This window comes from Mycolicibacterium novocastrense, assembly GCF_001570485.1.
Lineage (GTDB): Bacteria > Actinomycetota > Actinomycetes > Mycobacteriales > Mycobacteriaceae > Mycobacterium > Mycobacterium novocastrense.
In genome coordinates this window covers 222186-234640 of record NZ_BCTA01000002.1, presented here as the reverse complement: position 1 = coordinate 234640, position 12455 = coordinate 222186, and the positions used below count along the sequence as shown (strand labels likewise).

Genomic DNA, 12455 nt, shown 5'->3' with positions numbered 1-12455 from the left:
CGAAAAAGTTTGCTGTGGTTACTTACTGATCGGTAAGGTTTAATCCCACTGCCCAAATTGAGGCTTGAGGATGTGGTTGACGTCCACGCCGATCCCGGCCACCGACCGTTCGTCGATCTCGACCTGGTGCAGGTGCGCGGCGGGATGCGCGAGCTTCCCCGGCGATCCCCAGTTGTGCTGCCAGAAGTACGTGCCGATGCCGTCCTGGATCGCCCACTCGATCGTCTTCGAATTCGCGTAGACGCCGACGCGCTGCCTGCCCAGCACCGACTCCCAGCCGCGCAAATACGGCGCCACCAGCTGCTTGTACTGCTCGTAGGACGGGTTGTCGTCGATCGACGCATAGATCGGCGCGCCCTGCGACCCGCCGGCGGCGACATGCAATTCCCAGCCTCGCTTCGCGTGCGCGACCCCGGCGTTCTGCCCGCCGAGCCAGTCGGCGGTGTCCTTCTTGCCGTACTGATAGCAGGACACGATCTTCAGACCGCTCTGGTACAGGTCGCGCGCCTCGGCCAGCTGGATCGGCTTCCCCAGCATCCAAGCCCCGCCGGGCCGGCGGTCGGAGACGTAGCGAATGGCGCCCAGGGCGCCCGCCGCACGAATGTCGCTGGCCTTGAGCACTCCGGCCGCGTAGTCGAGAAGTATGCCCAGCGGCGCCGCTGCAGCGGGCGCGGTGGCGGCCGATTGCACACCGGCCCCGACGGTCAGCGCCGCGGGCGCGGCCAACGCGGCCCTCAGAACGGTGCGCCGAGATATTGACACGTGGCACAGGATACGACAGCTGTCACACGATTCCCCTCAATTCCACTGGTCACGGCCGTATCACCGGCGTCGCACCGGCGCGGCGTTGCCGAGCTAAGCCGAAACGGGGAATCATCGCAGGAGCACGGTTCGACGATCCGCCGATCGAACGAGGAGTTGGAATCCATGGCGCGCTGGCCGTCCACCGTCGTGCGAACCGGTTGGGCCGTCATCAGCTGTGCCGTGCTGATCCTATCGCTGACTTCCGGTTGCGCGGCTGAGCGAAGCTCCCCTGACGGCAATCCGCCGGAGATCGAGCCGCTCGGCGCGGTCGGCGAGGGTGAGGGGCAACTCAACCTGATCGCCTGGGCCGGCTATGCCGAGGACGGCACCAATGACGCCAAAGCCGACTGGGTGACGCCGTTCGAACGGCAGACCGGTTGCCAGACCGAGGTGACGCTGGGCAACACCTCCGACGAGATGGTCCAGTTGATGCGCAGCGGTCGGTACGACGGGGTCTCTGCGTCCGGCGACGCGACGCTTCGGCTCATCTACGCCGGCGACGTCGCGCCCGTGAACACCGCACTGGTCCCGAACTACGAATCGATCTCACCCTTCCTCAAGGATCAGCCGTGGAACTCGGTCGACGGCCAGATGTACGGCATCCCGCACGGATGGGGAGCCAACCTGCTGATGTACAACATCGAGGTCGTGCGCGACGCGCCCAATTCCTGGGCAGCGGTCTTCGACGACGCCGCCAAGTACCGCGGCAAGGTCACCGCATACGACTCGCCCATCTACATCGCCGACGCGGCGCTGTATCTGTCCAAGAAGGACCCCGCGCTGGGCATCGACGACCCGTATTCGCTGACAACCGAACAGCTCGACGCCGTGGTGCGACTTCTCGACAAGCAACGCGAGAACATCGGCCAGTACTGGTCGAACTATCTCAAGGAGGTGGAGGCGTTCGAGTCCGGCGCCTCCGTCATCGGCACCACCTGGCAGTTGATCGCCAACACAATCGGCGCGCGCAACAGGGTTCCGGTCAACACCGTGGTGCCCAAAGAGGGCTCCACCGGCTGGTCGGACACCTGGATGATCTCGTCGAAGGCGGCGCACCCGAACTGCATGTACAAGTGGATGAACTGGATCTCCTCACCGGAGGTCAACGCCCAGGCCGCCGAGTTCTTCGGTGAGGCGCCCGCCAACGTGAAGGCCTGCGAGCACACCAGCGAGCGCGATTTCTGCGACATCTACCACGCCACCGACGCGACATTCGCCGCGAAGATCCACTACTGGACCACGCCGCAGAAGAAGTGCGTCGACGGCGGCGGAGACGACTGCACCGATTACGACGAGTGGGCCGCCAAGTGGCGACAGGTCACCGGGTGAGCGGCGGGGTCCGTTCGGAGTCCGTCGCAGGCATGTGACGCTGGAGCGCCTCCTCCAGGCGCCCGGACACCACCCTGGTCCACAGGTCGCGGTGCTCGCGTGCCGCTTGCGTGAGTTCGTCGACGTTGTCCGGCGTCGGCGCGTGGTCCGCGCCGAATTGTGCCGCCATGCACTCGCCGAGGCTCTGGACGAACTGCGCCGCCAGCGCGTCGACCGCGCCGCGGGTGCCCTCGACGATGTGCAGCAGCGCGCGGACGGCGACGAGGTGGTCGGACGCGCGCGCCACCACCTGCCGCACCGCGGGATCGGTCAGCACCACGCCGGCGTCGACCACCTCGGCCAGCCCGTACTCGACCAGCCGCCGTGTCTCGTCACTGTCGGCGCCGATCCCCGACGCGTCGGCCGTGGGCTCCGCCCCGGCGACCGCTTCGGTTCTCGGGCTCAGCACCGCGCGCTGGATGCCGAGGATGTCGGCGAGGTCGGTGCCCTCACGCAGGCTGGTGAAGAACTCGGCGATATGAACGGTGTTGAAGCCGCGGCGATGCAACTGGTTGATGGTGCGCAGCTGCGACAGGTGGTAGTCGTCGTAGAACGCCGAGCGGCCGACCCGTCGCGGTGGGTCCAGCAGCCCGCGCTCCCGGTAGGCGCGGATGTTGCGGGCGCTGACACCGGAGATCTCCGCCAACTCGTCGAGGCGATACTCAGCCACCGCCGCGACCCCCAACGGCGTCACGGGCCGAGGGCAGAGCGCGACGCTTCATTCAATCACTGTAACTGCCGCGAAGCTTGCGAGCGAATTTCTGCCCCACTGACTTTAGTCGGCTAACAAGCCGCTAGTACCCGCATTTATCAGGGATAATCAAGAACAGGTCCTGGACAACCATGCACCACGCGTCGATTACAGCCAACTCCGCGGTCCCGCCGGATCGCCGCGGTGAGCGAACTCACCGACGTGGGATTGGCGCCGCCGCACCCGCGTGCGGAACCATGGAAAAGTCAGACTTATTACTCGTCAGCGGGAAAGGCTCGGTGTGCGTCCCTGGATCGTCTGGGCCACCGGACTGTTCGCATACATCGTCGCCGTTCTCGACCGCACCACGTTGGGGGTCTCCGGCCTCGATGCGGCAGACCGGTTCCAAGCCAGCCCGAGCGTGCTCTCGACGTTCGTCGTGCTGCAGGTCATCGTCTACGCCGCGGCTCAGGTACCCGCGGGCGTCCTGCTCGACCGTTTCGGTTCCAAGACGCTGATCCTCGCCGGCGCCGCGCTCATGTCCGGCGGCCAACTCACGCTCGCGTTCACAGAGTCACTGCCCATCGCCATCGGTGCGCGCGCGGTGTTGGGTCTCGGCGACGCCTTCACCTTCATCTCGGTGCTGCGGGTCGTGCCGCACTGGTTCACCCCGCGTCAGGTTCCCCTGGTCACCCAGCTGACCGGCATCTGCGGGCAGCTCGGCCAAGTGCTTTCGGCCGTTCCTTTCTTCGCCGTCCTCGACGCGATGGGATGGACGACGGCCTATGTGTCCGTGGCGGCCATCGGTGTGTTGTCGATGGTCCTGACCGCGGCGCTGGTGAAGAACACCCCGCACGGCGACGCGGTGGAGGTTCAGACCGTCTCGGTGCGCGAGACGCTGGCCAGCGTCAAGACCGTCTGGTTAAGACCGGGCACCAGGCTCGGGTTCTTCACCCACATGGGCACCCAGTTCTCCGTCACGGCGTTTGCGCTGATGTGGGGCGTGCCCTACCTGACCAATGCTCAGGGCCTCTCGGCGGGCGTGGCGGGGTTGATGTTGACGGTGTCGGTGCTGGCGGCCATCTCGGTGGGTGTGTTGATCGGTATCTTCACCGGGCGCCGCCCGCACCGGCGCTCGCGGCTCGTGCTGGGAATCATCGCGAGCAGTGCGTTGATGTGGACGGTGGTGCTGGCACTACCTGGCAGGGCGCCGCTGTGGCTGCTCGTGACGCTGATCGTGGTGATCTCGGTGGGCGGCCCCGGCTCGATGGTGGGCTTCGACTTCGCCAGGACCTTCAATCCGAGTGCCACGCTGGGCACCGCATCCGGCCTGGTCAACATGGGTGGCTTCATCGCCTCGCTGCTGGTGATGCAGTCGATGGGCGCCATCCTCGACGCGGCCGGCGGATTCTCCTTCGACTCGTTCCGGGTGGCCTGGACCGTGCAGTACGCGATCTGGACACTCGCCGTCGTCGGCATCCTGATCACCCGCCGCAAGGCCCGCAGGCTGATGCGGATCGCCGCGCTGAACCCCGAGGTGGCAGCGAGCACCTGCTCATGGAGGGTGTGGAGCCCCAGCCCGCGGGCCGTGCCTGAGGGGCCGTCGGTCAGCGGTCGCGGGCGGACTGCCTGCGATTGGCTTTCTTGATCGCGGAAACCAGCTCATCCTTGTTCATCGTCGACCGCCCCGAGATGTCCAGGCGCCGGGCCACCTCGACCAGATGCTTCTTCGAGGCATTGGCGTCGACACCCTCGGCGGTTTCGCCCTTGGCGTTCGGGCCGCCGCTGCGGGCGCGCTGATCGGACGGGCCCTTCTCGGACTTGGCTTCCCAGTGGTCGCCGACCTTCTCGTAGCTGTGTTTGAGCGCGCTGTAGGCCACGCGGTGGGCACGCTCTCCTTCGCCGTACTCCTCCTTGGCCGCCGCGTCGTGGGCCTTCGCGAACGTGCGCTGGGCCTTGGCGGAGGATTTCTGCAGTGTGCTCGGCAACTCGCTCTTGCGTGCGCTTCCGCTCTTGGTCGTCTTCGGCATCGTCGACCTCCTCGTTTGCACCGCTGAGACGTAAACATCCGCCGAGGCGACATCGGCGAGTTCGCCGACGGGTAACGGGCGAACCGGGGCCGCTTCTTGACCGCTCGGTTCGGGTTTGCTCGCGGCTTGGCGGGCGATGGCGCGGTGAATCGTCCGCTGCCACCTCGAACGGCTGACGGTGAGATACCCGGACGGCGTTTGGCCAAACCGGCTCAGCAACTCATTCCGGCGTCCGGCCCGACCGCACGGCCTTTGGCAGGGCATCGCCATCGGTTCGCGGTGCGTCTCGCTCATCGCTCCATTCCCACCCGCGCCGCGCCGCCGCGCGCCGCCGGTCGGTATCGGGTAGCTCGGTGTGCTGTCGCGACAATTGAAGTAGTGGACTACGCATGTCAGCGCGCGTACGCCGACCGACGATCGGATCGTGAACCAGTTGTCGCTGCACCTCCTCGGTGGATTCGCCGTCCACCGCGATGGCCGGCCCGTCGAGCTGCCGCCCGCGTGTCAGCGGCTGATCGCGCTCGCCGCGCTTAAACGCAAGCCCGTACACCGACTCTGGGTGTGTGCCACGCTGTGGCCCCACGCGCAGACGCGACGGGCGGTCGCGAGCCTGCGCTCGGCGATGTGGCGGCTGCGCCCACTGGGCGTCGAGGAACTGCTGACCGTCGACCCGCAGTACCTCCGGCTGAACCACGACGTCTCGGTCGACTGGCACGACTCGGTCGACCTGATCGAGAAATTGCTAGTGGGAGGGATCAACCGTCGGCTCGTCAGCGACCTGCTGCCGTTGCTGCGCGCCGGGGAACTGCTCGACAGGTGGACCGAGCCGTGGGTGAACGGCGAGCGCGGCCGCTACCACGGAATCCGGATGTCGGCCTTCGAGATGCTTGGTCACGGAGTCGACAGCCGTGCGCCGAACACGTCGTGTGCGGTGCGACGGACCGCGCACTCCCGGCGTGCGCAGGTGTCATCGCGCCACGACGCCGACGAATCGAGAGAGCGATGACGGCGCTACTGGTGGTCGTCTGCATGACCGTGGAGGCACCGCTTGCGGCGCTGTGCATCCACGACCTGCAGGCCCGCCTCGAGCGCTGGGACCAGAACCGCCACGCCGAAGACTGATCTCGAACGCGGACGTCCCGCCAACTCGACGCGCACCGTAGGCGACTGACACGTTTCAGAGTGAGTGCGCTCGGATATCATTACTCTGGCTGGGATCGGCGTCGCGTGTCGGTTCGACTGAGGAGTCTTCAACATGATCGTTCGCCTCATCATCAAATGCGTCGGCACGGCAATAGCGCTTGTCAGCCTGGGTGTCACTATCCCCGGACACGCCGCAGCGGACGCGACCGACGACGCATTCAGTCGCAAGCTCTTCGACGACGGGATCAATTTCGGGGGGCAGGAGCGTACGATCAATAGGGCCAAAGAGACATGCGCGCATTTCGACGCCGGCATGTCGCCTGCGGAGGTTCACGACGCCATTCTGAACGGCACCTTGCAGCACGAAGGGTCGGCCTTCTCGCCGAGGCAGACCGCGATCTTCATTGCGGACGCCGTGCAGTTCTATTGCCCCGAGTACGCGAGCCAGTTCATCATCTAGCGGCGGGCGACCGCCGGGTGCGCCCCGTAGCGGTTCAGCCCTTCGACCGGTGCCAAGATACAGAGGTGAATGCGACGCCGGATCCCTCCGCCGTGGCTGTGGTGCTGGCCGCGGGAATCGGCACGCGGGTGGGCGCCGACGGCAACAAGGCCTACCTCCCGATCGCCGACCGCCCCATGGTGTTCTGGTCATTGAACACCTTGACTGAGCTTGCCGAGGTCGGGCGAATCGTTCTGGTTCACCGGCGAGGGGAGCGAGGCCTCGCCGAGGACCTGACCGAGCGGGAGTTGGCTGGCGCTGTAATCGAACTGGTTGAGGGTGGCGACACCCGCCACCGCTCGGAACTGAATGTGCTGAGCTATCTGGCCGACGACATCGAAACGGGTTCAACCGACGTGGTCCTGATCCACGACGCTGCCCGGCCCGTCGCGGGCCCCGACATGTTTCTTTCCGCGTTGCAGGTGGCCCGCGAGTTCGGCGGCGCCGTTCCGGCCCTGCCTCTGCCAGACGTGCTCACCGACGGGCGCGAGGCGGTCGAGGCGCCCGCGCTGGTCCGAGTCCAGACGCCACAAGCGTTCCGCGCTGCGCCGCTGCTCGAGGCGTATCGAGCAGCGGAGAGGGAACAGTTCGAGGGCACCGACACATCCTCGTGCATCGAGAGATTCACCGACATCGAGGTCCGCACTTTTCGCGGCGAACACCGCAACATCAAGGTGACGTACCGCCGTGACATCGCCCTTGCCGGGCACTTACTTCGATGCAGATTCAACTGAGGCGGTGCGTCGCGATGAGCGTCTCCAAGAACGGCGCGTCGCGAGGCAGTTCGCCGACAAACGCCTCGCTGTCGCCGTCAACCAGGGTGATCGGCCCGCGCGCCAGAACTGTCGCGTCGAGGTCCTCTACTTCCGGTTCGACGGTCGAGCGTAGCAGCTGGGCGAGCCGGGAGACCGCGAAACCTCGCGGATACTGCACCGCATGCAGCGTCGACCTGTCCAGCGTCGCAATCACGATGCCGCGTTCGTCGACGGCCTTGACGCTGTCAGTCACCGGCTGGGCGGGCAGCACGACGGGATCACCTTGCCGCAACCGGGCAAGCACCCGATCGACCACCTGAACAGACGCAAGCGGCTGGCGGAGATCGTGCACGAGCACCCACCGGCCGGCTGGGTGCTCCCGCACAACCTTTTCGAGCCCGGCGGCTAGAAACCGCATCGGTGTGGCCGGCTCCGGGACAGCCACCAGTTGCAACGCCGCGTCGTGTTCTGTGAGCACGCCGCGGACCGCATCGGCGATGGCTTCACCGGTCACCACCACGATCCGCTCGACCGCAAGCTCGAGCATCGTGTCGATGACGCGCAGCAATGGGGCCTGCCCCGCCAGCGACTCCAAGCCGGCCGCGGCACTGTCCTCGGCTTTGGTCGGCAGCTGCACAATCGCCGACGGCTGTTGGTCGGGCGGCGTCACCACCGCGCTACGCTACACGGGTTCGAAGGCGTTGATCAGCCAACGGTCATCGACCTTCGTTAAACCGACCTTGACGGCGCTCGCGGCGAAGGCGCCGTCCGGATTCTCTTTGCTAGTGGTGTTCTGGTTGACGAAGACCAACACCTCCGCAGAACTCGGCTCCATTTTCGAAACGGCGGCCTGCACCACGGCTGCGCTTGTCTTGACCTGTTTCTGTTTCGCGGCGGGCGTGACGATCTCTTGGGTGAACTGCGTGTAGTAGTTCAAGAAGTCGCCGGTGAGATTCGACTTGGCTGCCGCGAAGTCCTTTTCCAGGGTGTCCGGCGAGTAGGACAGCAACGCGTTGGTCCCCGATGTCGCCGCATCCAGCACCACTTGCCGCGACTGGGCGTCCGTCTGCTGGTCGGTCCGATATTCGCCGAAGTAGAGCCATGCCGCGATACCGGCTGACGCCAGCAGCAGGACGGTCAGGACAATGGCGCCCACGCGTTTGCGCGCCGCCTGCACCGTTCTGCGACCGGCACCGGGAGGCCTTCCGGTCATCGTCTCGTCCGCGGCGGCCGAGTCCGACCCTTCAGCGGTCGAGTCAGCCCCTTCGGAAATCGACATGTTCTCCCTTGTCGCGGCCTCGGTCAAGGTGTCTTCGGCATTTGTCTTCGCGTCGGCGGTCACGGCACGAACTCGACTTTCGACATCTTGATCTGATCATCCTCGCGGACCAGATCCACCAATAAACGCCACGCGCGCGGCTCCTGGTTGGCCCCCGCGCTATTGGTGACGCGCGAGGTGGCCGACACGATCGCGGTGGCGCCGGTGTCTGTCATCGACTTCACCGCCGCCACATTGACCGTGACCTCAGTGACGACCTTGGATTCCTGCGCCACCTTCGCGAAATCCTCCGCCTGGTCCTGGAAGTCCTGTTTGAATTCCCCGGTCGAATTGTCGATGATGCGCTGCACGTCTTCCTTCGCCTTGTTGAAGTCCAATGACATCAACGTGACGACACTCTGACGCGCCGCGGCGACGTACTCGGCGGTGCGCTGCTGTACCTGTTGTGCCTGCCGGTGCTGCCACACCATGTAACCGCTCGCGGCGCCGAACCACAGGATCAGCAGGACAGCGACGACCGCGGCGACGATCTTCCATCGAATCCGCGGCATCCGCAGGCGGCGCTTCGACATCTCGGCTGCCTCGGTCGCGGCAACTTCGTCGCCGACCGCTTCGTCGCGGGCCGCATCGTCGTCGGACGCAGCATCGGTATCGCCCGCCGCCTCCGCTTCGGTGTCCGTCGCGACGTCCGGGGTCTCCCCGGCCGTGGTCTTCGAGTCGGCCGACTCAACAGTCTCTTCGGCTGCTGGGGAACCTTTCGCCTCGGCAGCCTGCCGGCGCAACCGGATGGCCTTGGCTCGAGCACGGGCGGCGGCGGCGATCGCCTCCGCCTCGGCCGCTTCGGCCTCCGCCTCCTCCGCGAGAGCGAGCGCCTCGTCCGCACCTGCCGACCGCTCATGATCTTGCTGAGGCGGTTCGGTGACGCGATCCGCGTCGATCACCGACGCGCGGCGCCTGAATGACGGCACAGCAACCTCCTTGTCTATGACGTGTCCACTCTGCGAGAATGCCGTTATCAATTTTTGACTACGGCGGCGACGATACCTGCCGCCGCACCCCTACGGCAAAGCCGTCTTTCCTGCGGAAATGTTATTCACACGCTGTGCGCTTGCTCAGCCGTGATTGTGGTGAAGGCGGTCTTTCATGACCTTGCCGGTGGCGTTCAACGGCAACTCGTCGAGAAACTCTACATATCGTGGCACCTTGAAACCGGCCATTTGCTCGCGGCTCCACGATATGAGGTCGTTATCCGTGACAGAGTCGTGATCCTGCTGGCGGACGACGAACGCCATACCGACCTCTCCCAATCGGTCGTCGGGCACGCCGATGACCGCCGCTTGGGCGACCGCCGGATGCTTCAAGAGGAGTCCCTCGATCTCCGCAGGGTAAGCGTTGAAGCCGCCCACGATGAACATGTCCTTCTTGCGCCCGACGATCCGCAGCCGGCCCGTGTCGGTGAATTCACCGAGATCGCCGGTGTGCAGCCACCCGTCAGCGTCGATCGCCTTGGCCGTCGCGTCGGGGTCGTCGAGGTAGCCCTGCATGACGTTGTATCCGCGCACCAGCACCTCGCCGTCGTCGGCGATGCGGACCTCCACGTCCTCGCACGGCACGCCCGCCGTGGTCGCGACGTCGGCGAACGAATCACCGGGCCGTGACAGCGTGACATTGCCCGCCTCGGTGAGCCCGTAACCCGTCATCAGCGTCTGGAACGGCAGTTCGTCGTGGATGCGCCGGATCAGCTCGACCGGGATGTCGGCCGCTCCTGTCACGCCCGCCCGCAGGCTCACGAGCCGGTCCTTGTCGGCGACTGTGAGCAGTGAGTGGTAGAGCGTCGGTGGGCCGGGCAGCACCGTGATGCGTTCGCGATCGATCAGGTCCACGACGAGGTCGACGTCGAAGGCCGGCACCGGCAGCATGGTCGCGCCGCGCAGGAACGACGCGATGAGCCCGGCCTTGAGCCCGAACGTGTGGAAGTACGGGTTGATCATCAGGTAGCGGTCGCCCTCGCGCAGGTCTGCGAGCGTCGCCCACTCCTCGTACGCGCGCAGGGTCTGCCGATGGTTCATCATCGCGCCCTTGGGTTTTCCCGTGGTTCCCGACGTGAAGATCACGTCGGCGATGTCGGCGCCGTCGACCTCCCGCTCGAACGGTGCGCCGCTGGACAGGAAGCCGGATTTGAGGTCGATGACGGGCGGGCGTCGGGCCGGCTCCGGGAATGGCAGCGAGTAGTCCAGACCGAGGAAGTTCTTCTGGACCAGCACGGCCTTGGCCCCGCTGCGGCCGATGATGTCGGCGGCCTCCTCGGACTTGAACCGGGTGTTGACCGGCACCAACACGCCACCGGCCGTCAGCAGCCCGAAGGCGGCGACGATCCAGTCCGCGGAGTTCGGTGCCCAGAGGGCGACGCGCTCGCCCTTGGCGATGCCGAACTCGTTGAACGCGCCTGCGGCGCATCGGATTCGATGCACCAGTTCGGTGAAGGTGAGGCGCAGCGGACCGTCGACGACCGCTTCCGCGTCGCCGAAGCGGTCCGCCGCGCTCAAGACCATCTCGGGGATGGTCCGGTAGATCTCCCGGTAGGTCACACCGTGACGAGGCGGCCCAGGTTGCCGCCCATGATCTTCGCTTGATCCTCGACAGACAGATGCTCGAGCGCGGTCACGTAGTGGGTCGGCTCCGCGAGACCCTCAGGATGCGGCCAGTCCGAACCGTAGAGCACCTGGTCGACGCCGATCAGGTTGATCAGATCGTCGATGCCCTCCTCGTAGAACGGGCTGACGAAGATGCGGTTCTTGATCTCTTCGATCGGGTTACCGAGGAACGCCTCGGGTGCTTTCTTGTACACCTCGGCCATCGAGTCCAGCAGCGGGAACATCCACTTGGAGCCGGCCTCGACGATGCCGACCTTGAGCTTCGGGTGTCGGAACAACGCGCCGTGAATCACCCACGAGGCCACCGCATCCTGGATCGGGCGCCACTCGTTGAGGATCGACATCGCGTTGGTCTGGAACGGCAGCATCTCCTGCGCGGCGCCGTCCCACTCCGACGTGTAGCGCGAGTAACCGCTGTCCGAGGAGTGCATGCCGACGAACACGTCGTACTCGACGCACTTCTCCCAGAACGGGTCGAACTCCGGCAGCGCGAACGACCGCGGTCCGCGGAATCCGGGCACCGGAGCGGGGCGGACCAGGATCGCGCGAGCACCGCGCTTGACGGCCCAGTCCAACTCCTCGATTGCCTTCTCGACAATCGGCAGTGTGATGACCGGGGTGGTGAAGATGCGGTTCTGGTAGTTGAAGCCCCAGACCTCGTCGAGCCATTGGTTCAGCGAGTGGATGATCACGTGGATGGCGACCGGGTCGTCGCGCAGTCGCTCCTCGATCAGGCTGGCCAGGGTCGGGAACATCAGCGAGCGGTCAACGCCCAGCTGGTCCATCAGCTCGAGGCGGGGGGCGGGCTCGAAGAACGCCGGGATGGACCGCATCGGCTCGCCGAACAGCTCGCGCTTGCTCTTGCCGTCGGGGTTGCCGAACTTGAAGTACTCCTCCCAGGCCCCCGGCTTGGCGACCACCGAGAACGTCGGATTGGGGATGTAGTTGCTGATCTGGCCCTTGATCGCGATCTTGGTGCGGCCGTTGACCTCGACGTACTGGACGACGTCGGCGTACTCCTTCGGGAGGTACTTGGTCATCGCCTCGGGCGGCTCGTAGAGATGGTTGTCCGCATCGAACAGCGGAAACGGGATGTCGACCCGGTGTGAAAGTTGCCCCATGGAACGCTCCTTATCCTCTCGGGAGAATCCTATTCTCACAAACGTCGGGTTCGCAACGTCCCTGGGCCCGCACGGCGCGCCAATCCAGCTCGCAAGTGGTGCCCCAGGCCT

The 12455-nt window shown here is 65.9% G+C and carries 13 protein-coding genes; 5 read left to right on the top strand and 8 right to left on the bottom strand.

The window, feature by feature from the left end:
- Nucleotides 1-39: 39 nt before the first annotated feature.
- On the bottom strand, nucleotides 40-762 hold the full coding sequence (locus tag RMCN_RS01360) for a DUF1906 domain-containing protein (RefSeq protein WP_197506138.1): 723 nt from the start codon (nucleotides 760-762) through the stop codon (nucleotides 40-42).
- Nucleotides 763-927: 165 nt separating this feature from the next.
- On the opposite strand from RMCN_RS01360, the gene RMCN_RS01355 reads away from it, so the two are divergent.
- A complete protein-coding gene (locus tag RMCN_RS01355) occupies nucleotides 928-2133 on the top strand; it encodes an ABC transporter substrate-binding protein (protein ID WP_067386671.1) in 1206 nt (401 codons plus the stop codon).
- Here the strand turns inward: RMCN_RS01355 and RMCN_RS01350 are convergent.
- Nucleotides 2123-2866, bottom strand: coding sequence for a MerR family transcriptional regulator (locus RMCN_RS01350; protein WP_308206427.1), 744 nt, complete (start codon nucleotides 2864-2866; stop codon nucleotides 2123-2125). The genes RMCN_RS01355 and RMCN_RS01350 overlap by 11 nt on opposite strands.
- Before the next feature lie 298 nt (nucleotides 2867-3164).
- Here RMCN_RS01350 and RMCN_RS01345 point away from each other — a divergent pair, with 298 nt between their 5' ends.
- The gene (locus RMCN_RS01345; protein WP_082962222.1) at nucleotides 3165-4511 is read left to right on the top strand and encodes an MFS transporter; all 1347 of its coding nucleotides are present in this window, start codon (nucleotides 3165-3167) and stop codon (nucleotides 4509-4511) included.
- Here the strand turns inward: RMCN_RS01345 and RMCN_RS01340 are convergent.
- The gene (locus RMCN_RS01340) at nucleotides 4471-4893 is read right to left on the bottom strand and encodes a ChaB family protein (protein ID WP_067386669.1); all 423 of its coding nucleotides are present in this window, start codon (nucleotides 4891-4893) and stop codon (nucleotides 4471-4473) included. The genes RMCN_RS01345 and RMCN_RS01340 overlap by 41 nt on opposite strands.
- A 424-nt stretch (nucleotides 4894-5317) precedes the next feature.
- Here RMCN_RS01340 and RMCN_RS01335 point away from each other — a divergent pair, with 424 nt between their 5' ends.
- The 3 genes from RMCN_RS01335 (at nucleotide 5318) to RMCN_RS01325 (ending at nucleotide 7269) form a co-directional block, all read left to right on the top strand.
- The gene (locus RMCN_RS01335) at nucleotides 5318-5899 is read left to right on the top strand and encodes an AfsR/SARP family transcriptional regulator (protein WP_067386667.1); all 582 of its coding nucleotides are present in this window, start codon (nucleotides 5318-5320) and stop codon (nucleotides 5897-5899) included.
- 249 nt (nucleotides 5900-6148) lie between these two features.
- Entirely contained in the window at nucleotides 6149-6496 is a 348-nt protein-coding gene (locus RMCN_RS01330; protein WP_067386664.1) for a DUF732 domain-containing protein, read from the top strand.
- A 65-nt stretch (nucleotides 6497-6561) separates the two neighbouring features.
- Complete coding sequence (locus RMCN_RS01325) at nucleotides 6562-7269, top strand: IspD/TarI family cytidylyltransferase (protein ID WP_231984708.1); 708 nt, start codon at nucleotides 6562-6564, stop codon at nucleotides 7267-7269.
- Here RMCN_RS01325 and RMCN_RS01320 read toward each other — a convergent pair.
- From RMCN_RS01320 to RMCN_RS01300, 5 genes are all read right to left on the bottom strand, one after another.
- Nucleotides 7262-7963 (bottom strand): IspD/TarI family cytidylyltransferase, encoded by a 702-nt coding sequence (locus RMCN_RS01320; RefSeq protein ID WP_082962223.1) that lies wholly within the window; start codon nucleotides 7961-7963, stop codon nucleotides 7262-7264. The two genes, RMCN_RS01325 and RMCN_RS01320, sit on opposite strands and share 8 nt — an antisense overlap.
- Nucleotides 7964-7972: 9 nt before the next feature.
- On the bottom strand, nucleotides 7973-8569 hold the full coding sequence (locus tag RMCN_RS01315) for a hypothetical protein (protein ID WP_067386898.1): 597 nt from the start codon (nucleotides 8567-8569) through the stop codon (nucleotides 7973-7975).
- 59 nt (nucleotides 8570-8628) lie between these two features.
- Nucleotides 8629-9537 carry an Rv1363c family protein gene (locus RMCN_RS01310; RefSeq protein WP_067386662.1) on the bottom strand — a complete coding sequence of 303 codons (909 nt, stop codon included), beginning with the start codon at nucleotides 9535-9537 and terminating at the stop codon, nucleotides 8629-8631.
- Between the two features lie 144 nt (nucleotides 9538-9681).
- Nucleotides 9682-11157 (bottom strand): FadD3 family acyl-CoA ligase, encoded by a 1476-nt coding sequence (locus tag RMCN_RS01305; RefSeq protein ID WP_082962224.1) that lies wholly within the window; start codon nucleotides 11155-11157, stop codon nucleotides 9682-9684.
- Nucleotides 11154-12344, bottom strand: a complete 1191-nt coding sequence (locus tag RMCN_RS01300; RefSeq protein WP_067386660.1) for an amidohydrolase family protein — start codon at nucleotides 12342-12344, stop codon at nucleotides 11154-11156. Before RMCN_RS01300 ends, RMCN_RS01305 begins: the two co-directional genes overlap by 4 nt.
- Between the last annotated feature and the right edge of the window lie 111 nt (nucleotides 12345-12455).

What these genes read in the sequence shown, in the direction of transcription:
- RMCN_RS01355 (WP_067386671.1), top strand. Translation starts at nt 928, where the DNA reads ATGGCGCGCTGGCCGTCCACCGTCGTGCGAACCGGTTGGGCCGTCATC.
- RMCN_RS01300 (WP_067386660.1), bottom strand. Translation starts at nt 12,344, where the DNA reads ATGGGGCAACTTTCACACCGGGTCGACATCCCGTTTCCGCTGTTCGAT.
- RMCN_RS01315 (WP_067386898.1), bottom strand. Translation starts at nt 8,569, where the DNA reads ATGTCGATTTCCGAAGGGGCTGACTCGACCGCTGAAGGGTCGGACTCG.
- RMCN_RS01330 (WP_067386664.1), top strand. Translation starts at nt 6,149, where the DNA reads ATGATCGTTCGCCTCATCATCAAATGCGTCGGCACGGCAATAGCGCTT.
- RMCN_RS01340 (WP_067386669.1), bottom strand. Translation starts at nt 4,893, where the DNA reads ATGCCGAAGACGACCAAGAGCGGAAGCGCACGCAAGAGCGAGTTGCCG.